This window comes from Plantactinospora solaniradicis (assembly GCF_042658085.1).
Classification (GTDB): Bacteria; Actinomycetota; Actinomycetes; order Mycobacteriales; family Micromonosporaceae; genus Plantactinospora; species Plantactinospora solaniradicis.
Genome location: NZ_JBHSPR010000001.1, coordinates 472,341 through 494,192, shown reverse-complemented (window position 1 = coordinate 494,192; position 21,852 = coordinate 472,341). Strand labels below are relative to the sequence as shown.

The following is a 21,852-nucleotide window of genomic DNA, read 5'->3' as shown; positions in this document are numbered from 1 at the left end:
GCGGGGTAGCCGGACTGCTCCCGTGGGGTGATCCGGCCGCGCCGCCCTACCGGATACCGTCCGTCGTATGCGGCGGCGGGATGTGGCGATCGACGTGGGCGTGGCCGGACTGGTCTTCTGGCTCACCCTCGCGATCCTGGCCGACGGTGGGCTGGGTGCCGCGACCCCGGACGACCGCCGGCTGGACCTGCTCGGCGTGCTGCTCGCCGCCGCGGCCACCCTGCCGCTCGTGGCCCGCCGCCGGTGGCCGCTCGCGGTCTACCTGGCCACCGCGACGGCCAGCCTGGTGCTGCTGGCGTTCGGCTACACGCTCGACCTGGCGATCGGTACGGCGGTCGCCGCCTACTCCGTCGCGGTGGCCCACGGCGGGGACCGCCGGCCGGTACGGCGCTGGGTCGCGCTGCTCGCGGTGGCGGCGTTCGTGCCCTCGATGACGGTGCTGTACGCCGTGCTCGGGGTCCGGTTGGCCGGGATCGGCACCGAGATGGTCACCACCGGGGCGATCTTCGTGTCGCTGTGGCTGGTCGGAGACCGTATCCGGCTGCGTCAGGAACGGATCGGCGCGCTGGAGGAGCAGGCCCGGCGGGCCGAACGCGAGATGCTGCGGGAACGGACCCTGGCCGCCGTGCAGGAACGGGCCCGGATCGCCCGGGACCTGCACGACTCCGCCGGCCACGCGATCAACGTGATCCTGGTCCAGGCCGGTGCCGCCCGGCTGCTGCACCAGCGGGACCCGGAGCGTTCCCGGCAGGCGATCGGCACCGTCGAGGAGGTGGCCCGGGGGCTGATCGGCGAGATCGACCGGCTGGTCCGGGCGCTGCGCGACGACGGGACCGCCGAGTTGGGCGTGCCCGCCGGTCCGGCCGCGCTCGACGAACTGCTCGCCCGGCACGAGGAGAGCGGGCTGCGGATCGTGGCCACCGAACGAGGGGTACGCCGGGCGTTGCCGCCGAGTGTCGCCTGGTCGGCGTACCGGATCCTGCAGGAGGCGTTGACCAACGCGGCCCGGCACGGTCGGGGGAGTGCCGAGGTCGGGATGCTCTTCGGCGACGAGGCGATGGAGATCACCGTGGCGAATCCGGTGGCCCGGGACGGCGGGGGCGGGGCGCCCGTGGCCGGTGGGCACGGCATCGTCGGAATGCGGGAGCGGGCCACCCTGCTCGGCGGCAGCCTGGACACCGCCGATGGCGGGGGAACGTTCCGGCTGCACGCCCGGCTTCCGTACCATTCGCTGATGCGGGCGGATGATCCGGTGGAGTGGCCCGCCGATGTCGCGGCGACCGGTCGGCCCCCGCCGGCCGGGTCGGAGCGGGCGCCGTGACGGCACCGCTGCGGGTGCTGATCGTCGACGACGACGACCTGATGCGGGCCGGTCTGCGGGCCGTGCTCTCCAGCGACGAGACGATCCATGTGGTGGACGAGGCCGCGGACGGCGCGCAGGCCGTGGCGCGGGTCCGGGACGCCAGGCCGGACGTGGTGCTGATGGACGTCCGGATGCCGCGTCTGGACGGGATCGCCGCGACCAGGGAGATCACCGCCACCGCGTCGCAGGCCCGGATCCTGATCCTCACCACGTTCGAGGACGAGGACTACATCTTCGGCGCGCTGCACGCGGGCGCGTCGGGTTTCCTGCTCAAACGCACCCGCCCCGAGCAACTGATCGCCGCCATCCACGCGGTCGCCGAGGGCGACTCGCTGCTCTCGCCCTCGGTGACCCGTACGGTGATCGAGCGGATGGCGCGTTCTCCGCAGCCCGATCCGGCCCGTGGCCGGCGACTGCACTCGCTCACCCCACGCGAGCGGGAGGTGCTGGGACTCGTCGCCCGTGGCCTGGCCAACGCCGAGATCGCGGCGACGCTGGTGGTCGAGGAGTCGACCGTGAAGACCCACCTGAAGCGGATCATGGCCAAGCTAGAACTGCGCGACCGGGTACAGGCCGTGATCCTCGCGTACGAGACGGGTCTGGTCCGGCCGGGCGAGGCACCCGTGCGAGGGGTGCCGAGGCCCTGAACGTGGCGCCGGCCTCGTCACGGCCGGGTCACCGGGAGGGGCGGTGGCCGGGCCACTAATGTCGGTTCATGGCGGCAATCGGCTACGAAGACATCGTCAAAGTTCCGAAGGCGTTACTCCACGACCACCTCGACGGCGGGCTGCGCCCGGCGACGGTCGTCGAGCTGGCCGACGCGGTGGGGCATCCGTTACCCACCACCGATCCCACCGAACTCGGTCGCTGGTTCGTGGCCGCGGCCGACTCCGGATCGCTGGAACGCTACCTGGAGACGTTCGCGCACACCGTCGCCGTGATGCAGACGATCGAGGGGCTGCGCCGGGTCGCCGCCGAGTGCGCGCTCGACCTGGCCGAGGACGGCGTGGTGTACGCCGAGGTCCGGTTCGCCCCGGAGCAGCATCTGGAGCGGGGTCTGCGCCTCGACGAGGTGGTCGAGGCGGTGCTGGTCGGCTTCGCCGAGGGGGCGGCCGAGGCGGCCTCGGCCGGACGACCGATCCGGATCGGTACGCTGCTCACCGCCATGCGGCACGCCGCGCGCTCGCAGGAGATCGCCGAACTCGCGGTACGGCACCGGGACACCGGGGTGGTGGGCTTCGACATCGCCGGGGCGGAGGCGGGATTCCCACCCACCCGGCACCTGGACGCGTTCGAGTACCTCCAACGGGAGAACTTCCACTTCACCATCCACGCCGGCGAGGCGTTCGGCCTGCCCTCGATCTGGCAGGCGATCCAGTGGTGCGGTGCGGACCGGCTCGGGCACGGCGTACGGATCGTCGACGACATCATCCCGGGGGCCCGGCCGGTGCTCGGCCGGCTCGCCGCGTACGTCCGGGACAAGCGCATCCCGCTCGAACTCTGTCCGTCGTCCAACGTGCAGACCGGTGCGGCCCCCTCGATCGTGGAGCATCCCATCGGGCTGCTGCGCGACCTGCGCTTCCGGGTCACCGTCAACACCGACAACCGGCTGATGAGCGGGACCTCGATGTCCCGGGAGATGGCGCTGCTGGTCGAGGCGTTCGGCTACGGCTACGCCGAGTTGCAGTGGTTCACCATCAACGCGATGAAGAGCGCGTTCATCCCGTTCGACGAGCGGCTGGCCATCATCAACGAGGTGATCAAGCCGGCGTACGGCAAGCTCCTGTCCTGACTCTCCGGACTCGGTCGGGAATCTCTTCGGTCGGGAAAACTGCCGGGCCGGTCGACCCGGATGTCCGGCCGGCCATCCGGCGGTCCGCACGGATCGCGTAATCCGGCACTTCGACCTTGCCGTAGCGGACCGGTCGGGCAATGGTCTTGTCCGCCGTGGGAGTGCCAGGCTCGCGGATGACACCGGAGCCGATCGCGCCCGCCCGGCGCGGGGGCGTAGGGTTTCCACGTTCCGGTAACGTTCGATACGTTGCGGCGCGGGATCCCCGGTTCGGGGCCGAGCACCGACTTTCCGGATTCGGACGGTTGGTGCGCAGGAAGAGTGTGGACAGGATGCGTGACTACTCTGGGTAACTCCAGAAAGACGGACCGCTGTCAAATCGCGGGAACCTCCCGCTGCGCTTACGGTCGGCGACAACCTGGGCTTTCTTCTTGAGTTGCGGCGTGATGGAATCTCGGAGGTCCGACCCACCCGGGTCGGTCGATCAGCGGTGCCCTGAGCCATCGGTGGGGTGCTGGATGGGAAGGCGGTGACGTGAGCAAGCGGCCGAAGACAGCAAGCCCGTTCCTGTCGCGTCTCCGTTGGCCGGGCGGTCGGCTACGCGACATGCCGATCTGGTCGAAGCTCGGTCTGATCATGATCGCGCCGACGATCGCGGTCGTCGTGGTCGGCACGACCGGCATCGTCGACCACATGGAAACGCTGGATGACGCCAATCGGGCCCATACCCTGGCCACCCTCTCCGAGGCGTCCGGGCAACTGGTGCACGACCTCCAGGACGAGCGGGCCAACGCGGTGCTGCTGCTCGGCACGACCAATGCCACGCGACGCAAGGAATACCTGGAGCTGTACAACAAGGTGCACGGGCGGGTGGACGGCGCCAAAGGCCCGTACTCCGAGCGCCGCGCCCAGCTCGACGAGCTTCCGGCCAACTTTGACGCCCTGCTCGGCCGCATCGACCAGAGCCTCGCCGACCTGCCCGGACTCCGCAGCCAGGTCATCAACCTCAAGCTTCAGCTCACGACCGCCGTACAGCAGTACGAGGGCCTGATCAACGAACTGCTGGACATCCGCGACCTCGCCTCGCAGCTGGCCGGCGACACCTCGCTGAGCGACCGGATGCGGGCCGGCGCGTTGACCGCGCGCGGCAAGGAGTTCCTGTCGATGCGCCGGGTCGTGGTGCACCGCGCCCTGATCGACAATCGGCTGACCCCGGCGCTCCGGACCGACTACATCGCGACCGAGACCGGCCAGCAGCAGGCGTTGCAGAGCTTCCAGGCGGTCGCCAGCCGCGCCGAGTTCGAGTTCTACAACCAGACCGTCGCCGGTGCGGACCAGCGCGAGGTCGACGGCTACAGCGGCTACATCCGGAGCAAGACCGACGAGAGCATGTCGGACGCGAACTTCAACGCCGATGACTGGGACGCCGCGATGGTCGGCAACGCCGGGCTCATCCGCGCGGTCGAGGTCAAGCTCGACGCCGACGTACTCGCCCAGGCCAGCAAGCTGCGCAGCGACGTGCAGCGGCAGGTTTTCCTGGAGACCGGTCTGCTGCTCAGCATGCTGCTGGTGGCCATCCTCTTCGCCTACCTGGTCGCCCGCTCGATGGCCCGTTCACTGCGGGAGCTGCGGCACGGTGCGCTCTCCATCGCGCAGCACGGCCTGCCGCACGCCGTGTCCCGGCTGCGTGACCCGCAGTTCACCGCGCAGATGTCGCCCGTGCAGGTCGCCAACCAGATCGCCGAGCCGTTGCCGGTCCGGAGCAAGGACGAGTTCGGCCAGGTCACCGAGGCGTTCAACGCGGTCCACCTCGAAGCGGTCCGGACCGCCGCGGAGCAGGCCGCGCTGCGGGCGTCGGTCGCGACGATGTTCGTCAACCTCGCCCGTCGTTCGCAGATCCTGGTCGACCGCCTGATCGGCCACCTGGACCGGCTGGAGCGTGGCGAGGAGGACCCGGACCGGCTCGCCGAGCTGTTCCAGCTCGACCACCTGGCCACCCGAATGAGGCGGAACGACGAGAACCTACTGGTGCTCGCCGGTGCCGACTCGACCCGTGTGCAGCGCGAGCCGGCGGCACTGATCGACGTGCTGCGGGCCGCCCAGTCCGAGGTCGAGCACTACACCCGGATCGACTTCGGCATGGTCGACCGGGACATCGAGGTCCAGGCGCAGGCCGTCAACGACCTGGTGCACCTGGTGGCGGAGCTGTTCGACAACGCGACCGCCTTCTCACCGCCGGACTCCCAGGTGATGGTGGAGGCCCGCCGGGTGGGCGACCGTGCGACGCTGTACGTCGAGGACCGTGGCATCGGCATCACCGCCGAGCAGTTGCAGGACCTCAACGAGCGCCTCGCCACGCCTCCTGCGGTCGACGTGACCGTGTCCCGGATGATGGGTCTGGTCGTGGTCGCCCGACTGGCGTCCCGGCACGGGGTCCAGGTCGAACTGCGGCCCGGGTCCGACCGGGGCACCGTCGCCGACGTCACGCTGCCCACCTCGGTACTGATCCCACGTGCGCTGTCCGGCCGGCTGCAGCAGCCGGGAGGCCTGCCGCCCGTGCCGCAGCAGCCGGCGGCCCCGCCCCAGCGCCCGGCGTTCGGCGCCCCGCTGGCCCTGGAGAGCGGTCCGTCCGCGCCGGCACCGCGCACCGCCGAGCACGACATCGCGCCGACGGGGCGGCCGTTCAGTCCGGCCACCAACGGCGGCGGCGGACATTCCGGCCCTCCGCCCGGCGAGGTGCGGGGAATGCCGGCCTGGTCCGATCTGACCGGGGCACGGGCCGGGCTCAACGGCGGTGACCCGTTCACCCCGCGGATCCCCAACGGACACGACATCGAGCCACTGCCGCAGCGGCGGGCCTCGGAGCAGGACGCCGAGGCGCTGGGGCCGAACGACACGATGTCGGGCTTCACCATCCCCCGGCAGCGGCCGACCACACCGGACCCCCAGCCCGGCGGGTTCAACGCACCACCTCCGGTGTCCGCTCCACCGGTACCACCGGTCTCCGCGCCGCCCGCGTCGACCTCCCCGTTCCGCACTCCGGGGTCGTCCCCGTTCGGTGGCCCCTCGGGGCCGGCGGCCGTCCCGCCGCCGGCGCAGTTGCCGCCACCGGCCCCCCTTGCGCAGCCACCCGCACCCGCGCCGACGCCGGCTCCCGCCGGGGCACCGCCGGCGTGGCCGCCGGTGAACACGCCCGACCGGGAGGCCGCCGCACCGCCGGTCCCCGAGCGGTTGGCCGCCGCGCTGGACATGACCGCCGAACTGCCCCGGATGGCCCGGGCGACCGCCGAGGCTCCGGCCAACGCGGAGGCCCGGCCGAAGTTCGCCGACGAGACCATGGAACTGCCGATCTTCCGCGAGCTGGAGTCGGCCTGGTTCCGGACCCGGCGTACGCCGGAGGAAGCCGGCGTACGTCCGCAGGGGGCCGCCACGGCCACCCAGCCGGCCAGTCGGGCCGGCGCGGTGGACACCGCTGTCCCCGAGACGCTCCAGGCCGCATCCTCACCGACGAGTAACGCGGCAATGGTGAACAACCCGGTGTCCGTCGGCCAGAATCCGCCCGCCGGTCCCGCCGGCATGGGTGGGTCTCCGGCCGGTGGCAACGGCGGCGGGCGGCCGACCGAGGCGCCGGGAGGCTGGCGTACGGCCGCCGACGACGGCTGGCGGGCGGCCATGGCGGCCACCACGGCCGCCACGGCACCGGCCGCCACCGAAACGACTCAGACCGGCCTCCCCAAGCGGGTGCCGATGGCCCAGTTGGTGCCCGGAGCCGTGGAGAAGCCAGCCATCTCGGCACAGCGTCGTACACCGGAGGCGGTACGTGGGCTCCTGTCCGCGTACCACCGTGGGGTGCAGCGTGGCCGCACGAACCCCACAGACGACCAGTCGACCAACCCGGAGGCGACTCCGGCAGGGCAGCAATCCCCGCAGGCCGATGTGGGCCCCGCGGCCGCTAGCGGCCAGAAGGAGCATGAAGGATGACATCTACGCAGGATCTCGGTTGGCTGCTGGCCAACTTCGCCGATCGTGTGCCCGGCGTCGCCCACGCGATCGCCGTTTCCGCGGACGGTCTGCTCCTGGCGTCGTCACGAGACCTTCCGCGCGACCGGGCGGATCAGCTCGCCGCGATCGCGTCCGGCCTGGTCAGCCTCACCCAGGGGGCGGCGCGCTGCTTCGAGGGTGGCGCCGTGTTGCAGACAGTGGTCGAGATGGACAATGGTTTTCTGTTCCTGATGTCCATCTCGGACGGATCGTCGTTCGCGGTACTCGCCGCGCGCAGCTGTGACGTCGGACAGGTGGGGTACGAAATGGCACTCCTCGTCGATCGGGTAGGTGACGCGCTGACGCCGCCGACCCGGGCCGCCGCGGGAATGCTCAGCTAGTGGTACCCGGCTGACGCCAGACGACAGCCGGTGCGACGACAATGGAACAATGACGAACTCCAGGGTTTGAGTCTCGGGCACGGCGAGAAGGGGGTGAACGGCGATGATGGCCGAACGCGACGAGCCGACCGGCGCGCTGGTGCGGCCATACGCCGTAACCCGCGGTCGTACCAGGCCGAGGCTCGACATTGCCCTGGAAGCGCTCGTCGAGACGACGGTGCGCGGTCGGTCCGCCGGGAACGGCAATGGCGGCCAGGGCCGGGAGCATCAATACATCGCCGCGCTGTGTGATGGTCGGCTGCAGTCGCTCGCGGAGATCGCGGCGCGGATGCAGTTGCCGCTCGGAGTGGCTCGGGTCCTGATCGCCGACATGGCTGCCGATGGCATGGTGGCGGTGCACGAACCGACAATTCTGGACGACTCAAACGACGCGGTGGGCACTGAACTGCTGGAGAGGGTGCTGAGTGGACTTCGCAGGCTCTGACATGTCGCACCGCCCAACGGCCGGTCGCGTGACATCGGCGAAGATCGTCATCGCCGGTGGCTTTGGCGTCGGCAAGACGACGCTGGTCGGCTCGGTCTCGGAGATCACGCCGCTGACCACCGAGGCGATCATGACGTCGGCTGGTGTAGGTGTCGATGACACGCGCCAGGTGCCGGGAAAGACGACCACCACGGTCGCCATGGACTTCGGTCGAATCTCGATCGACCGGGACCTGATCCTGTACCTGTTCGGCACGCCGGGCCAGACGCGGTTCTGGTTCATGTGGGACGAACTGGTGCGAGGGGCGATCGGGGCGGTGGTCCTCGTGGACACCCGCCGATTGGCCGACTGCTTCGCGGCCATCGACTTCTTCGAGCATCGGCGGCTGCCGTACCTCGTGGCGATCAACTGCTTCGACGGTATGCAGTACCACGACCCGCAGGATGTGCGGGACGCGCTGGCCATCTCCAGCGACGTTCCGGTCGTGGCCTGCGATGCCCGGAACCGGGAGTCGACCAAGCACGTGCTGATCTCGCTGGTCGAGTACGTGCTGACGATGCGGCGTTCACGCGCCGTCGCCCCCGCCTGACCGACCGTACGTCGGTCGGCGGGAGCACGCCGCTCGTCGGTGTCGTTCCTGTCGGGCGATGCCGTCGGTTCGTGTCGCGCTGCCGGCTGCCCCGATCTCATCCGGCAGCCGAGGCCTGGTGCGGGTCCGGCCCCGGCGGCCTGCTGCCGGCCCGTGCGTCGTCGTGTCGACCTGGCTGTGGAGCGGCGTATCCCACGCCGCCATCCGCGCGCATTCCGGTTCGCCGCTCCGGACGGTCGGCGCAGCTGGGGATCTTCGCTCCGGACGGCGGCGCATTCCGGGTCATCTTTCCCGACCCGCGGCGCATTCTCGTTCAGCGGCCAGAGTCGACCCGTCGAGGCCACGGACCCCGCGAACGGGTCGTCCGGTCCCGGTACGGCGCGGTGGAGCAGGTGGTCAGGAGACCCGGCTCCAGGCACCCGAGGAGACCGTGAAGATGCCGAGCGAGTCCGCGTCCATCCCGCCGTGCCGGATCGGTGCGAACGAGTACGCCCCGGCGATACCCTCGGTGATCTGGTTGCCCAGGTAGGCCCGCAGCCGACCCCGGTCGACGCTCTTCGCGAGCCGGGCGGCGTTGACGACGAGCTGCACCGCGTCCGAGGCGTACGGGGCGAAACCGCTGAACGAGCCGTGCTGGTGGACGTAGCGGTAGACGAAGTCCCGACGGGCCAGCCCGGCGGTGGTGGTGTTCGTCAGTGACGAGCCGCCCAGCGAGATCGGATGCACGGCGTACGCCCCCTCGACCGCCGGGATGTTCTCCTCGGAGAGGGTCTCCTCGGCGACGGCGCCGGGGTCGAAGAGGATCGGTCCGGTGTAGTCGGCCTTCCGCAGCGCCCGGGCGGCGGCGCCGGAGAAGGGCGCGGTCGCCCAGACGATGACTGCCTCGGGGTTCTTCGCGGCGATCCGTTCCGCGGCGGGGCCGAGGTCGGCGTCCTCGGCGCGAGGCAGCCGGACGGTCCGGACGAGATCGCTGTTCACACCCGTCAGAGCCGCTGTGACGGCCCGTACGCCCGAATCACCGTGGGCGCCACTGGCGGCAAGCAGCCCGACCCGTTCGTGCCGCTGCGTGCGAATCAGCTGGGCCAGCGCCCGGGCCACGTCGCGGGCGTCCGGGGTCAGCTTGAAGACGAAGGTCCGCTGGGCCAGCGGAACGGTGATGTTGTCGGCGCTGGCGAAGGAGATGAACGGCAACTGCTGCTGCTGTGCGACGGGGGCGATCGCCAGCGAGGTCTCGGCGAGGCAACCCCCGATCAGCGCGTGCACGTTGTCGCGACTGGCGAGTTCGACGGTGTGCCGGGCGGCGATGCGCGGGTCGCTGGCGTTGTCCCGCACGACGAGTCGGATGTTGCGGCGGAGGTTGCCGACGGGCACGCCCACCTCGTTGAGGGTGGCGGTCGTGATCTGTAGCGCGCGTTCCTGTTGCGCCCCCAGGGCCTTGCCGACGCCGCTGAGTTCGAGGCTGGCGCCGATCACCAGTTCCTTGGTCCCGGAGCCGGACGGCCCGGTCTGCTCCTCGTCCCGGCCGCAGGCGGCGAGCAGGGTGGTGGCCGCCGCCGCCAGGAGGCCACGTCGACTCAGGGTCCACGCCTCGACTGCCGGTCCGGCCATCCGTCGCCACCCTTCGTGCCCTGCTCACGGGCGTTGCCTACGGTTCCGCCGGTATGGTCGCGGCCGGCGTGGTCCGCCGTCAACTCTTGGGGCTGTGGTGAGAAACACGCAGGCCAGGGTGTGCCTGGGGCTGACTGGCCGGTCAGTTGATCAGGTTCGGCCGAACGGCCGGGCTGATCCGTCCGGCGGTCGGCCCGCGCGCGTACCCGGGGCGGCCGGGACCCGCCGGCCGCGCGGTCGGCCGCTTCCGTTCGTCGCTGGTGGAATCGGTGGGGCGTGCTCGCCCGCCCGTCCCGGAACGCGTCATCGCGCCCGCCGAGACGCCCAGCCACCCCGTGGGGCGCCGGTTCCCTCGGCGAGCGCGACAGTCGGGCGTACGCCCGTCAGGAGCGATAGCCCGCGGAGCGGTACTCGTAGTCCAGGTTCTCGGCCCGCTCGTCAGGGTCCCGGCTGAAGTCCCAGCCACCAGCGGCCTCCCGGCCCGGACGACCGCCGACGGCGTAGCCGCCGATCTCCTGGCCGCGTCGCCAGCCCCGGAAGTACCCGGTGGTGTGTTCGGCGATCCGCGCCGCGTCCCGGACGATCCGCAGCGGCCGCTCGTCGCGCAGCGGAGAACCGGGCACCAGATTCGCCTGGGGCACCCGCTTGGGCAGGCCGGCACCGGTCGAGGCGCCCACCGACGGTCGAGCTGCCTGCTCGGCGGCCCGCCATCCGGTGTCGGCCGTCGACGACCACTCCACCTCGGCGGCCTCCTCCTCGTCGGAGTGGCCGGTGAACCAGGCCGACCGGGCGGCCGCGAAGATCAACAGATCGCCGTCGCCCTCGTCGGAGACCGGAGGCGCGCTGGCCTCGACATTGCGGCGGGGCAGCGGAGCCGGCTCCGGCGGGGCCGCGTTGCCCTGTTCCACCAGTCGTAGCGGCGGGTTGTCCGCGGGCAGTCCGTTGTGTAGCGCCCGGTCGGCGAGCGGCGGGGGCTCGACCAGCCGCAGCGTCGGTGGCTCCGGCGGCAGGTCGTCCGCCTGCCACGGCGGGGTCACCCGCCCGTCCGCGGGGGCCGGGCTGACCGGTGCGTCCCGGTCGGTCGGTGGGCCACCGTGGTACGCCGAGTACGCCGACGGGGCTTGCCCGGCCGCCCGGTCGTCCTGCTCGTCGCCGGAGTTGACCAGTGGCCAGTTCGCCCGGGACCCCGGCGGTGGGGTCGGCTCGGGACGGACGGCCGGCACCGGAACGGTGAGCCCGGCCGCGGAGAACGTCCCCTGGCGGGACGGCGAGTCCCCATTGGTCTTCGGTCGGGGTGTGATCGGCGTGGGTCGCTGCCGCTCGTTCCGGGCGTTGTTGATCGCCGCGGTGGTGAGGGTGGCCCGGAACGGTTCGCCCGCCTCGGCCGGCGGGATCGCCCCGCGTCCCGACGACATGGGCGTGATCCCGGGCGGCGGCGGTGGCGGCGCGGAGACCGGTCGGTTGGCCGGCGCGTCGTGGTGGTAGGCCGGCGGCGCGGAGGAGGGAGCCGTCGATCGGGACTCCCGGGGCGGGCCGGAGACCGGCACGACCGGCATGGAGAGCGTCGCGGCGGGTGCCATCGGCGGCGCGGCGGCGGGGGTGACCGGCGGCGGGGCCATCGGCGGTGGCGCGATCGGTGCCGGCGCGACCGGGGGCGGGCCCATCGGCGCGGGAGTGACCGGAGCGCCGCTGGCCGCTGCCGGCTGGTGCCGGTTCCGGCGGCCGCCGCTGGGCAGCGGCTCCCGGGACGGGGGCGGAGCCGGAGGCAGCCCCGAGGACGACGGCACCACGGTCGGCGGATCGACGGGTGCGGCCCGTCGACCGGTTCGGCGGGTCGGGTTCGGTGTCGATGCCCGGGAGGACAGGGTGGCGACCAGCGCGTCGCAGCCGGCGTCGCAGGCGCGTACGGCCGCCACGGCCTGGCGTACGGTCTCCGCCGCGGCGGAGGTGAGTGCCTTGCTGGTGGTGCCCCGCCGAGGCGTCTCCGCGATGGCGACCCGGAGCGCGGTGACGGCCTCGGTGATGATGGCCGCCTCGGCGACGCCATCCGCGGCGAGGTGCGCGGCGATGGCGTCGGTGGCGACCGAGGTGTCCCGGCCACGCGCACTGGTGCCACCCAGCATGCCGGGCTCGGGGAGCGCGTCCAGGACGGCGAGCGACACCGGCTCGGCCGGGTCGGGGTAGGCCCGCAGCGCGGCCGGGTAGAGCTCGCGTAGCACCTCGCGCAGGGCCACGGCGGCGGCGTGCCGGCCGTTGGCGAGCGCAGCGTGCGCGGCGAGCACCGGCTTGAAGCTGATGAGGTCACGCGGCGCGGGCAGGGTGGCCGCGGACAGCGCGCCGGCCTGCAACGCGCGGGCGAGCCCGACGGCACGGCGTTCGGCCGGGGCGGACTCCCGCTCCTCCAACGACTCGTCGTCGGCGAACCGTTCGGCGAAGTCGTCGACCGAGTCGTCGTCCGCGATCGCCAGTGGACGGCCGGCCGCGCTCAGCAACGACGTCACCATGTGGTCGTCGCTGTCCGCCGCCACGGCCACGCCGCTCGGACCGCTGCCCCGTTCGACGAGCACCGTACCGAGCCGGGCGTAGCCGGCAGGGTCATCGGTGATCTCGCAGACATGGAGCAGCCTGCCTGCGTCGTCGACCACCGCAGAGGTCAGTGTCGTCGCGGCCGAAGCCGGCCGACCCGCTGAATCCGCCGAGGCCAGACCGCAGTACACCCGCACGAGCGCCACGGCGTCGTCCTCCTCCCGAGACACAAGGGTGTGCCAAAGACTGATGCTCCCTGGTAAGGGGTCAATCGCGCCAGTCTACGGCGGCAGAGATCTTGCCGATAATCGTGCGCCACCCGAGACTTGCCGTTTGTGCCCCGATTTTCTTGAGCCGCCGCCGACCCCGGAAACCACCCAGGCCGCCGTTCACGGTAGCCCGGAGAGCCTCGTCGAGATCGTCCAGGCTGGAGCCGGGCGACAACATGTCCAGTACGGCGGGGAGCCGAAGCGCGTACGCCAGGTCGCGGGCCACCTCACCAGCCTCGATGAGGAGCGTGGCGTCCCATACGTCGTGCCCGCCGCGAAGGTTTTCCACGACGAGATCGAGCTCGTAGGAGTCCTCGTCCAGGGGTGCGATGTCGGCCGGCTCGACCCGTTCCACGAACTGGTCCCAGGTGTCCAACTGGTCCAGATCGTGCGGTGCGCCGGACCGGACGAATGTGACAAGCGCCTCAGGGCTCTTGAACAGCAGGAGCTTGCCCCGGTGGGTGAGGAACGCCGGCACGTCCTCGGCCTCGTCCTCGTCGGCCTCCGCCTCGGCGTCGGTCTCGTCGGCGTCCTTGTCCTTCTCGCCCTTGCGGTCGGTCGATTCGTCCTCGTCTGCCTCGTCGGCGAACTGCTCGGCGAGTTCCTCGTCGAGGATCACGACGGGCCCGTCCTCGTCGTCCTCGTCGTCGACGTCGGCCTGCCGGGACCGGTGGGCGAAGAGGTCGTCCTGCTCGCGGTCCTCGATGTCGGTCGGGGTCAGCGCGGTGGACTGGCGGTAGGTCCGCAGGGTGAAGCCGGCGCCGGAGGGCAGCGCGATCTCCACCGGATCGATCCGGACCTCTTCCCAGAGCGAGCGGTCGGCGGTGCCGACCGTCGCGTCGCCGGTGTCGCCTTCGGCGGCGGTTTCCGGGGATTCGGCGTCGGTCTGCCCGGGGTCGGCAGCCCCGTCGCTTCCGGCGGGCTCGTTGCCGGGCTCGTCGGTGTCGGGCCGGTGGGACGACTGGCGGGCCACGCTGACCTCCGTGTGCGCTCGATATGGGGCACCCGACGCGGCGAGGGTGCCGGCGGATCGGTGACTCTGCGCACACACCCTAGTAGGCCGGCGGCGGGCGTGGATGCCGGCACCCCGTTGGAGTTCGCCGCATCTATTAGTAGGCTTGCTACCTATGAACGCGCAGGCGCTGCACGGCCATCTCGATGCGCTGCTGCTCGCGGTGCTCGAACAGGGCGCGCTGCACGGGTACGCCATCATCGAGGCGCTCCGGGCGCGCAGCGGCGGCGCGCTCAACCTTCCCACCGGAACCATCTACCCGGCCCTGCGTCGGCTGGAGCGGGCAGGCTACGTGAGCAGCGCCTGGAGTACGGTCAACGGCCGGGAGCGGCGGACGTACGAGCTCACCGGCGCGGGCCACCGCGCCCTGGCGGGCGAGCGCACCAGTTGGCAGCAGTTCAGTTCGACGGTGGGCCAGTTCCTGGGTGTCGTGCCGTCGCCGGGTGCGCCCGCCTGAGTGCAGGTCGGTCGGTTCGTTCGGGCCGGTCAGTTCGTCGCGACGCCAAGGGCCAGGTAGCCCTGTTCCACGGCTGCCTGACGCAGCCACTGCTCCCGGTACCAGCCGGGCTGCTCGACCAGTTCGGCGTGCGGGCCCCGGTGGGTGATCCGGCCCGAGTCGAGCACCACAATCTCGTCGTACCGGTCCAATCCGGACAGCCGGTGGGTGACCAACAGCACCGTGCGGTCCGGGCCGGCGTAGGCGGTCGCGGAGGCGAGGACCCGGTCGGCGGCACCGGGATCGAGACCCTCGGTCGGCTCGTCCAGCACCAGCACGCCGGCCGGCGCCGCGAGCAGGGCCCGGGCCAGGGCCAGCCGCTGCCGCTGTCCACCGGAGAGCTGTCCACCGTCCTCGCCCACCATCGTGTCCCAGCCGGCCGGCTGCCGCCGTACCCAGTCCAGCAGGCCGGCTGCCTCGGCCGCTCCGGCCAACTCGTCGTCGGTCGCCCCGGGGCGGCCGAGTAGCAGGTTCTCCCGGACCGACGCGTGGAAGACGTGCGCCTCGGCCAGCAGCCCGCTGACCATCCCGGGCAGCCGTTCGGCCGCGTGGTCGCGCAGGTCGGTACCGTCGAACGTCACGTGGCCGCTGCTCGGCCGTACGGCGCCGGTCAGCACGGCGAGCAGGCTGCTCTTGCCCGCGCCGCTCGGACCGACGACCGCGATCCGGCTGCCCGGCGGGAGGTCGAGGCTCACCCGGTCGAGGGCCGGCGCGGCCTCCGGGTGGTACCGCACGCTCACCTGCGCCAGCCGGCAGTGCGACCGACGGGGAGGGTCCGGTGTGGCCGCCGGGCCACCGCCCGCATCGGGCGCCGCCAGCCCGTCGGACTCGGACAGCAACTCGGCCACCCGGCCCAGGCCGGTCCGCAGCCGGGTCCACTGCCGGGCCGCGCCGACCAACGCCAGCGTCGACTCGACAGCGGCGAGCGTGCCGACGCCGAGCACGCCGACCAGGACCCCGTTCACATCCGCCTGGAGCGCCACCGTCACCACCACGGCACTGGTCGCGCCGGCCACCAGCACCCCCAGGCCGTCGACCGCCCAGCCCAGCGCCGCCGTCCGGCGTTCCAGCCGGGCGACCTCGCGGGCGCGGGCGTCCGCCCGGTCCAGCGCCGCCCGGGTCGCACCGAAGGCGGCGAGGTCCGCGGCGCCATGGGTCAGGTCCACGGCGTCGGCGGCGAGTGCGCCGCGCAACGGCGCCACCCGGGCGGCGGTACGCCGGGTCAACGCCGTCGCCAGGGCCGGAAGGGCGACGGCGGCCAGCAGCAGCCCGCCGGCCACGACCAGCCCGGCAGCGGGTGCGACGGCGGACGCGCCGACCACGGCGAGCAGGCCCACGACGGTGGCCGCGACCCCGGGGACCAGCACTCTGAGCAGCAGGTCCTGCACCGCCTCCACGTCGGAGACGAGCCGGCTGAGGACGTCGCCGGAGCGTTCCCCGTCGCCGCCCCTGCGGGCCGCCAGGGTGGCGAAGACCCGGGCCCGGACCTCGGTGACGACGCGGAGGGTGGCGTCATGGCCGGCCAGCCGCTCGGTGTAGCGCAGCACCCCCCGGCCGATGGCCAGGGCCCGCACCGCGACGATCGCGACGGTGAGCGCGTCGAGGGGTGGCCGCCCGGCCGCGGTGATCAGCAGCCAGGTCGCGGTCGCCATCAGGACGAGCCCGGCGAGTTCGGTGCCGGCCGCGAGCAGGCCGGCGCCGAGCAGCCGACCCAGGTACGGCCGGGTCAGTCGCCAGATCGTGCGCTCGGCGTGGAGCCTCACACCGTCACCTCCCGGGGCGTACCGGTGTCGGCCGGCGGGCCGAAGGGGGCCGGCGTCGTGTCGATCACCCGACCGTCCTCGACCCGCAGCACCCGGTCCGCGTCGGTCAGCAGCGCCGGCCGGTGCGCGACGAGCAGGGCGGTACGGCCGGCGACGAGCCGCCGGGTGCCGGCGAGGACGGCGGCCTCCGAGGCGCCGTCGAGCCGGGCGGTGGGCTCGTCGAGCAGTACGAGCGGGGCGTCCCGCAGGAAGGCCCGGGCCAGCGCCACCCGCTGGCGTTGCCCGCTGGACAGGCCGTGGCCGCGCTCGCCGAGCCGGGTGTCGAGGCCCTCCGGCAGCGCGGCGACGACCTCGGCCAGCCCGGCGGCCCGCACCGCCGCGCGTACCGACTCCGCCGTCGCGTCCGGTGCGCCGAGCCGGATGTTCTCGGCCAGGGAGGTGCCGAACAGATGCGCCCGCTGCGGCACCCAGGCCAGTTCCCGGCGCCAGTCGTCGAGGTTCACCTCGGCGAGGTCGGTGCCGTCCACCGTGATCCGCCCGCTGGTCGGTGTGACGAAGCCGAGCAGCAGGTTGAGCAGGGTGCTCTTGCCGGCACCGCTGGGGCCGACGATGGCGATCCGCTCGCCCGGCCGGATGGTGAGGGAGACGTCCCGCAGCGCGGTGGTGCGGTCGTACGCGACGGTGACGGACTCGAACCGGATCTCCCCCGGCAGCCGGGTCTCGGCCGGCGGCCGGGTGAGATCCGACGGCCGGGTCTCGGCCGGCGGCCGGCTCGCGGCCGGATCGGACCGGACGGCCGTCGGTGGGGGAGCCAGCAGGGTGAGCGCCTCGTCGAGCGCCGTCAGTCCCTCCTGGCTGGCATGGAACTGGCTGCCGGCGGCGCGGAGCGGCAGGAACGCCTCGGGCGCGAGCAGCAGCACCAGCAGCGCCGTCTGCAGGGCGAGCCCGCCGCCGAGCAGCCGGAGGCCGATCGGCACCGCGACCAACGCCACCGAGAGGGTGGCGACCAGTTCCAGCACCAGCGCGGAGAGGAACGCGATCCGCAGCGTCTTCATGGTCGCCAGCCGGTGCTGGTCGGCCATCCGCCGGACCACACCCACCTGGCCGCGCGCCCGCCCGAACACCCGCAGGGTGGGCAGGCCGGTCACCATGTCCAGGAAGTGGCCGCCGAGCAGCGTCAGCCGGCGCCACTGGCGTTCCGTCGCGGCCTGCGCCTGCCAGCCCAGCAGCGCGCCGAAGACCGGGATCAGCGGCAGTGTCAGCGCGATGATCACGGCGGAACTCCAGTCGGCGAACGCCAGCCGGGCGAGTACGGCCAGCGGCACCGTGAGGCTCAGCACGAGCTGTGGCAGATAGCCGGTGAAGTACGCGTCGAGCGCGTCCAGACCGCGCCCGGCCAGGGTGGCGAGCTGGCCGGCACGCTGCCCGGACAGCCAACCCGGTCCGCGCCGGCCGACGGCGTCGAGCAGGTCGGCGCGGAGCGCCGCCTTGACCGTCGCGGCGGCCCGCGCCGCCATCGTTCCCTGGGCCCAGACCAGTGCCGCCCGACCGGCGACGCTGGCCACGAAACCGGCGAGGGCGACCCGGTCCAGGCGTCCACCCGCCGCCGAGGCCAGCACCATGGCGAGCGTGGTGGCCTGGGCGAGTACCAGCCCGGCGGCGGCCACGCCCAGGACGCCGAGGGCGGCCAGCGGGCGCCGCGCACCGGGCACCCGGTGCAGCAGCCGTGGATCGAAGGGGCGGCGACGACTCACCAGTACACCGGCGTCCTGGCGTCGAGCCGGCCACGGAAGATCCACCAGGACACCAGTTGGAAGCCGAGCAGCGCGGGCAGCAGTGGCACGATCAGCCAGCTCAACAGCCGCAGGGTCGGCTCGCTGGCCGCCGCCGCGCCCACCGTCAGGCTGGCCGCCGGATCGACGCTGGACACCAGGGCGTACGGCCAGGTCGTCGCGCCGATCAGCAGCACCGGGGCGGCCAGCGCCAGCGACGTGGCGGTGAACGCGAGTCCGGGCCGCTGCCGGCCGAGCGCCCGGTGGGCGAGGAGCAGGGCCAGCCCGAGTACGACCGGCAGCAGGACTCCGGCGACCGGCTGCCGCACCGTGTCGCGTACCCGGTCGGAGAGCAGGCCCAGCGCGGTGGCGGCGGCGATCGCGGCCAGGGCGGGGAGGACCAGCCGGCGACCCACCCCGGCGAGCCGGCGCCCGGCGTCCCCGGGCAGCCGGAGCGCCAGGAAGGCGGCGCCGTGTACGGACACCAGCGCGACCAGCAGCAGCCCGCCCGCCACGGTGAACGGCGTGAAGACCTGGCCGGGCCCGTCGACGTGACCGTCGGCGGCGACCGGTACGCCCTGGAGCAACCCGGCGAGGACGACTCCCCAGCCACCGGCGGCGAGGACGCTGCCGGCGACCACGGCGCGATCCCAGCGGCGCCGCCATCCGGGGCTGGACGGGCGGCTGCGCAGCTGTACGGCGACGGTCACCACGACCACGCCGCCGAGCGCGAGCAGCACGGCCGGATAGAGCCCGGAGAGCAGTTCCCCCTCCAACATCGGGAACGCGCCGAACAGGATGCCGACGGCGGCCACCAGCCAGACCTCGTTGCCGAGGAAGTACGGGCCGAGCGCGGTGAGGGCGTCCCGGCGCCGGTCCGGCCGTCCGCCGTCGGCTCGTTCCCGTCCGCCGTCGGATCGCTCCCGGTCGGGGCGGGCGAGCAGCATGCCGACGCCGTAGTCGTAGCCGCCGAGCACCAGGTAGGTGGCGAAGAAGAGGCCGAGCAGGACGTACCAGGCGGTATGCACGGATCTACCTCCTCACGCGTGGACCGGTACGGGGGCGGGCTCGGGCAGCTCCGCCGGTGGCGGCTCGGGCGGGCGGCCCAGGGCGAGATCATCGGCACCTCGGGCGGCGTGCCGGGCCATCAGCACCCAGTTGACGACGGCGAGGGTGCCGAGCAGCAGCGTGAAACCGACGTACGAGCTGAGCAGCGTACCGCTGCCGACCGGGCTGACCGCCTCGGAGACCGGCAGCAGGCCGTACACCGCCCAGGGTTGCCGGCCCACCTCCCGGACCAGCCAGCCGGAGATCAGGGCGACGAACGGCAGCGGGGTGGTCAGCAGCACCAGGTACAGCGGGAAGCGCAGCCGGATGATCCAGTCGCGGTAGAAGAGCGGGAGCAGGAAGATCCCCCAGGACAGTACGAAGGCGATCATCATCATCAGCTCCAGCGGCACACCGGTCCACTCCGGCGGGGTGTAGTCGCCGGGACCGAACTGGCCGGCCCACCGTTCGAGCAGCCCAGCCTCGGCGACGTCGGCGCCGAACTTGGTGGGCTGTACCGCGCCGACCGCGCCGAACTGCGGAAAGCCGGAGCCCATCGTGAGCGTGGTGCCCAGCAGCCCGGCGACCAGGCCGAGCCGCAGTGACGTACGGAACAGGGCGTGGTCGGCGGTGCGCCGGATGAGGTGCCAGGAACTCACCCCGGCCATCAGCAGTCCACCCGCCATCAGGGCCGCCCCGAGCACGTGCGGGAGGGCGTAGGTGAGCGTGGGGTTGGTCAGCAGCGCGGCGAAGTCGGTCAGGTGGGCGACGCCATCGCGTACCTCGTAGCCGACCGGGTTCTGTAGCCACGAGTTGGCCACCATCACCCAGTACGCCGAGGCGTACGCGGTGACCGCCACGCCCCAGAGCAACGCGAGGTGTACGCCCCGGCGCAGCCGGTGCCAGCCGAAGATCCACATGCCGAGGAAGGTCGACTCCAGGAAAAACGCGACGAGCGTCTCGATCGCCAGCGGGGCACCGAAGACGTTGCCGACGTAGCGGGACAGCCCGCTCCAGTTCAGCCCGAACTGGAACTCCATCACGATGCCGGTGGCGATGCCCAGCACGTAGTTGATGACGTAGAGCGTGCCCCAGTAGCGGGTCAGCCGCTCGTACCTGGGCTTCTTCGTGACGAATCCGGCGGTTTGCAGGTAGACGAGCAGGGTGACCAGGCCCAGTGTCACGGCGACGAAGAGGAAGTGGATCGATGCCGTGCTGGCGAACTGTAGGCGTGCGATCAGAAGCGGGTCCATGGCAACCCTTCGGCGTTGGCGTCGCTCTGGTAGTCAGCCTATGGATAGGCAACCTACCTACGCATACGGCGCACGAAGTATCTTTTCGTACTGCTTTCGCAGTAGCTCCATACTACTACCAGTTGTAGTAGATGCTGGAACCTCAGCGCAGGAAGAGCGACACCGGCAGGCTGACCAGGGCCATCGCGAGCGTCAGCGCGGCAATCCCGCGCAGCCGGTTCGGCCGTTCCGCCACCAGTAGCCGGGCGACCCGGGCGTCGAGCTCGCCGTCGGCGGCACCGAGCGCACCGGTCGGGGTGACCCGGGAACCCGCGCTGGCGAACCGCAGCAGCGCGGCCGCGAGTGGGGCGTCGGCGTGCAGGCGTCGGGCCTTGTCGTCGGCCCGCATCTCCACCAGCAGCGCGACCGCCTCGTGCGCCGTACGCACCCAACGCACCCCGGGCAGCGCCCGGCAGAGCGCGGTGAACGGCAGCAGCACCAGGTCGTGCCGCTCGTCGGCGTGCGCCCGCTCGTGGCTCAGTACCGCCGCGAGCTGTGGCTGGTCGAGCAGGCTCAGGGTGCCGGCGCTGACCACCACCTGCGGACGTACCCCGGGCAGGCAGTAGGCGGCGGCACTGGGATGGTCGAGTACCAGCGCGCCGGGCGCGGCCGGATCGTCCCGGGCGACGAGGGTGAGCAGGTCGCGGTGCCGGCGCTGGGCGCGCAGCGCGCTGAGCAGGCTGCGAGCCGTCGACCAGAGCAGTACGACAGCCACGCCGAGACCGACGCCGACGAGCCCGAGGTGGGTCACCCCCATGCCCCGGGGCAGGGCGCCGCCGAACAGGTCACCGACGAGGGAACGCAGCGCCGAACCGGTGCTCTGCCCGTACGGGGCCAGCCCGATCGAGACCGGCAGGCCGATCGCGGAGAGCCCCAGGGCCAGGCCGACCGCCTGCCAGCAGATGATCGCGACCCGAGGGCTGTGCCAGGCCCACGCCGCGCCGAGCCGACCCGTACCGGTGAGCACCCGGGCCGCCACATAGCAGGCCAGGACGGCGATCGCGAAGTGGGCGGCGTAGGTCACGCCGTCACCTCGCCGCGCTCGACGCGGGCGGCTCTTCGGCGGCCTCCTCGGCGAGGGCGGCCCGCAGCACGTCGGCCTCGGTCCCGGTCACCGACCGGGCGAACCGGACCAGTGCCGCGTCCCGGCTGCCGGCCAGGTCCAGGGCGTCGAGCATCAGCCGGGCGATGTGTGCCTCCCGGCTGGCCGCCGGCCGGTACCGCCAGGCCCGGCCCGCCCGCTCGCGTTCGACCATGCCCTTGCCGGCCAGTCGGTCCAGCACGGTCATCACGGTGGTGTACGCCAGCTCGCGATTCCGGAGCCCCTCGGCCACCTCGCGCACGGTCACCCCGGAACCGGCGCTCGCGCCCCGGTCCCAGAGCACGTCCATCACGGCACGTTCGAGGTCACCGAGTCGCGTCACGCGGCAATTCTACTACCCGTCGTCGTATACCTG

16 protein-coding genes and 1 pseudogene are annotated in these 21,852 nt (G+C 72.7%); 8 read left to right on the top strand and 9 right to left on the bottom strand.

Annotated elements, in window-relative coordinates; genetic code table 11:
• Positions 1–67 precede the first annotated feature (67 nt).
• From ACFP2T_RS02215 to ACFP2T_RS02185, 7 genes are all read left to right on the top strand, one after another.
• The gene (locus tag ACFP2T_RS02215; protein WP_377416675.1) at positions 68–1,321 is read left to right on the top strand and encodes a sensor histidine kinase; all 1,254 of its coding nucleotides are present in this window, start codon (positions 68–70) and stop codon (positions 1,319–1,321) included.
• On the top strand, positions 1,318–2,010 hold the full coding sequence (locus tag ACFP2T_RS02210) for a response regulator (protein ID WP_377416673.1): 693 nt from the start codon (positions 1,318–1,320) through the stop codon (positions 2,008–2,010). The genes ACFP2T_RS02215 and ACFP2T_RS02210 overlap by 4 nt, the downstream gene beginning before the upstream one ends.
• Positions 2,011–2,078: 68 nt before the next feature.
• Entirely contained in the window at positions 2,079–3,155 is a 1,077-nt protein-coding gene (locus tag ACFP2T_RS02205; protein WP_377416671.1) for an adenosine deaminase, read from the top strand.
• Positions 3,156–3,689: 534 nt separating this feature from the next.
• Complete coding sequence (locus ACFP2T_RS02200; RefSeq protein WP_377416669.1) at positions 3,690–7,136, top strand: sensor histidine kinase; 3,447 nt, start codon at positions 3,690–3,692, stop codon at positions 7,134–7,136.
• Positions 7,133–7,537 carry a roadblock/LC7 domain-containing protein gene (locus tag ACFP2T_RS02195; RefSeq protein WP_130465005.1) on the top strand — a complete coding sequence of 135 codons (405 nt, stop codon included), beginning with the start codon at positions 7,133–7,135 and terminating at the stop codon, positions 7,535–7,537. Before ACFP2T_RS02200 ends, ACFP2T_RS02195 begins: the two co-directional genes overlap by 4 nt.
• Before the next feature lie 106 nt (positions 7,538–7,643).
• On the top strand, positions 7,644–8,021 hold the full coding sequence (locus ACFP2T_RS02190; RefSeq protein WP_192772060.1) for a DUF742 domain-containing protein: 378 nt from the start codon (positions 7,644–7,646) through the stop codon (positions 8,019–8,021).
• A 1-nt stretch (position 8,022) separates the two neighbouring features.
• On the top strand, positions 8,023–8,610 hold the full coding sequence (locus tag ACFP2T_RS02185) for a GTP-binding protein (protein WP_203864376.1): 588 nt from the start codon (positions 8,023–8,025) through the stop codon (positions 8,608–8,610).
• 396 nt (positions 8,611–9,006) lie between these two features.
• On the opposite strand, the gene ACFP2T_RS02180 is transcribed toward ACFP2T_RS02185, so the two are convergent.
• The 3 genes from ACFP2T_RS02180 to ACFP2T_RS02170 all read right to left on the bottom strand — a co-directional run bounded on the left by ACFP2T_RS02180 (position 9,007) and on the right by ACFP2T_RS02170 (position 13,986).
• Entirely contained in the window at positions 9,007–10,218 is a 1,212-nt protein-coding gene (locus ACFP2T_RS02180; RefSeq protein ID WP_377416667.1) for an ABC transporter substrate-binding protein, read from the bottom strand.
• Positions 10,219–10,601: 383 nt separating this feature from the next.
• The gene (locus ACFP2T_RS02175; RefSeq protein ID WP_377416665.1) at positions 10,602–12,974 is read right to left on the bottom strand and encodes a transposase; all 2,373 of its coding nucleotides are present in this window, start codon (positions 12,972–12,974) and stop codon (positions 10,602–10,604) included.
• Between the two features lie 37 nt (positions 12,975–13,011).
• The gene (locus ACFP2T_RS02170) at positions 13,012–13,986 is read right to left on the bottom strand and encodes a DNA primase (protein WP_377416663.1); all 975 of its coding nucleotides are present in this window, start codon (positions 13,984–13,986) and stop codon (positions 13,012–13,014) included.
• Positions 13,987–14,140: 154 nt separating this feature from the next.
• Between ACFP2T_RS02170 and ACFP2T_RS02165 the strand changes: the two genes are divergently transcribed.
• Positions 14,141–14,482 (top strand): PadR family transcriptional regulator, encoded by a 342-nt coding sequence (locus ACFP2T_RS02165; protein ID WP_377416661.1) that lies wholly within the window; start codon positions 14,141–14,143, stop codon positions 14,480–14,482.
• Between the two features lie 29 nt (positions 14,483–14,511).
• On the opposite strand, the pseudogene cydC reads toward ACFP2T_RS02165, so the two are convergent.
• The 6 genes and pseudogenes from cydC to ACFP2T_RS02135 form a co-directional block, all read right to left on the bottom strand.
• Positions 14,512–16,362: pseudogene (cydC, locus tag ACFP2T_RS02160) on the bottom strand (thiol reductant ABC exporter subunit CydC); the annotation flags it as partial.
• A complete protein-coding gene (gene cydD / locus ACFP2T_RS02155; protein WP_377416659.1) occupies positions 16,281–18,083 on the bottom strand; it encodes a thiol reductant ABC exporter subunit CydD in 1,803 nt (600 codons plus the stop codon). The pseudogene cydC and the gene cydD, both read right to left, overlap by 82 nt.
• Positions 18,035–19,084 (bottom strand): cytochrome d ubiquinol oxidase subunit II, encoded by a 1,050-nt coding sequence (locus ACFP2T_RS02150; protein ID WP_377416657.1) that lies wholly within the window; start codon positions 19,082–19,084, stop codon positions 18,035–18,037. Before ACFP2T_RS02150 ends, cydD begins: the two co-directional genes overlap by 49 nt.
• A gap of 12 nt (positions 19,085–19,096) precedes the next feature.
• Entirely contained in the window at positions 19,097–20,356 is a 1,260-nt protein-coding gene (locus tag ACFP2T_RS02145; protein WP_377416655.1) for a cytochrome ubiquinol oxidase subunit I, read from the bottom strand.
• A 142-nt stretch (positions 20,357–20,498) separates the two neighbouring features.
• Positions 20,499–21,419 carry a M56 family metallopeptidase gene (locus ACFP2T_RS02140; protein WP_377416653.1) on the bottom strand — a complete coding sequence of 307 codons (921 nt, stop codon included), beginning with the start codon at positions 21,417–21,419 and terminating at the stop codon, positions 20,499–20,501.
• Between the two features lie 4 nt (positions 21,420–21,423).
• Complete coding sequence (locus ACFP2T_RS02135; protein WP_377416651.1) at positions 21,424–21,819, bottom strand: BlaI/MecI/CopY family transcriptional regulator; 396 nt, start codon at positions 21,817–21,819, stop codon at positions 21,424–21,426.
• Positions 21,820–21,852: the final 33 nt, after the last annotated feature.

Bases quoted from the DNA above. Each gene is read 5' to 3' on its own strand.
- ACFP2T_RS02195 (WP_130465005.1), top strand. From the start codon at position 7,133: ATGACATCTACGCAGGATCTCGGTTGGCTGCTGGCCAACTTCGCCGAT.
- ACFP2T_RS02180 (WP_377416667.1), bottom strand. From the start codon at position 10,218: ATGGCCGGACCGGCAGTCGAGGCGTGGACCCTGAGTCGACGTGGCCTC.
- ACFP2T_RS02205 (WP_377416671.1), top strand. From the start codon at position 2,079: ATGGCGGCAATCGGCTACGAAGACATCGTCAAAGTTCCGAAGGCGTTA.
- ACFP2T_RS02165 (WP_377416661.1), top strand. From the start codon at position 14,141: ATGAACGCGCAGGCGCTGCACGGCCATCTCGATGCGCTGCTGCTCGCG.
- ACFP2T_RS02145 (WP_377416655.1), bottom strand. From the start codon at position 20,356: ATGGACCCGCTTCTGATCGCACGCCTACAGTTCGCCAGCACGGCATCG.
- ACFP2T_RS02185 (WP_203864376.1), top strand. From the start codon at position 8,023: ATGTCGCACCGCCCAACGGCCGGTCGCGTGACATCGGCGAAGATCGTC.
- ACFP2T_RS02190 (WP_192772060.1), top strand. From the start codon at position 7,644: ATGGCCGAACGCGACGAGCCGACCGGCGCGCTGGTGCGGCCATACGCC.
- ACFP2T_RS02215 (WP_377416675.1), top strand. From the start codon at position 68: ATGCGGCGGCGGGATGTGGCGATCGACGTGGGCGTGGCCGGACTGGTC.